This is a genomic window from Nocardiopsis alborubida, assembly GCF_012396365.1.
Lineage (GTDB): Bacteria > Actinomycetota > Actinomycetes > Streptosporangiales > Streptosporangiaceae > Nocardiopsis > Nocardiopsis alborubida.
On sequence record NZ_JAAXPG010000074.1, the window covers coordinates 1 to 1,062 of the forward strand.

The window sequence follows — 1,062 nt, forward strand, 5'->3', positions numbered from 1 at the left end:
GGGACGATGGTGGGGTTGACGTTGTCGATCACGGTCTCCCGCGTAATGATCACCTGACCCACATCCTCACGACTGGGCACCTCATACATCACCGACAACAACACCTCCTCAATAATCGCCCGCAACCCACGCGCACCCGTACCCCGAATAATCCCCTGCTCAGCAATCGCGTTCAAAGCATCCGGCGTGAACTCCAACTCCACACCATCCAACTCGAACAACCGCTGATACTGCTTCACCAAAGCATTCCGCGGCTCCGTCAAAATCCGGATCAACGCCTCACGATCCAGATCATGCACACTCGTGATCACCGGCAACCGACCCACGAACTCCGGAATCATCCCGAACTTCAACAGATCCTCCGGCATCACCTCACCGAACAACGCCGAACCACCCAGCTCACCCTTGGGACGCAACACCGCGTTGAACCCCATCCCCTGCTGACCCGTCCGCGACTCGATCAACTTCTCCAACCCCGCGAACGCACCACCACAGATGAACAACACATTCGTCGTGTCGATCTGAATGAACTCCTGATGCGGATGCTTCCGCCCACCCTGCGGAGGCACACTCGCCGTCGTCCCCTCCAAGATCTTCAACAACGCCTGCTGCACCCCCTCACCCGACACATCCCGAGTGATCGAAGGGTTCTCACTCTTACGCGCGACCTTGTCGACCTCATCGATGTAGATGATCCCCGTCTCGGCCTTCTTCACGTCATAGTCAGCCGCCTGGATCAACTTGAGCAGGATGTTCTCCACATCCTCCCCCACATACCCCGCCTCCGTCAGCGCCGTCGCGTCCGCGATCGCGAACGGCACGTTCAGGATCCGCGCCAGAGTCTGCGCCAACAACGTCTTACCCGACCCCGTCGGCCCGAGCAGCAGGATGTTGGACTTGGCGATCTCCACACCCTCCTCGCCCGGACGCTCCCCCTCCGAACGCACCCGCTTGTAGTGGTTGTACACCGCCACCGACAACGCCTTCTTGGCCTGCTCCTGACCGATCACGTACGAGTCCAGGAACTCGTAGATCTCCCGAGGCTTGGGCAGGGAATCCCAG

1 protein-coding gene is annotated in these 1,062 nt (G+C 59.8%); it reads right to left on the minus strand.

Annotation, left to right across the window (positions count from 1 at the left end):
- A partial coding sequence (clpX, locus tag HGB44_RS31525; protein ID WP_168444233.1) for an ATP-dependent Clp protease ATP-binding subunit ClpX occupies positions 1-1,062 on the minus strand: 1,062 nt, incomplete at both ends.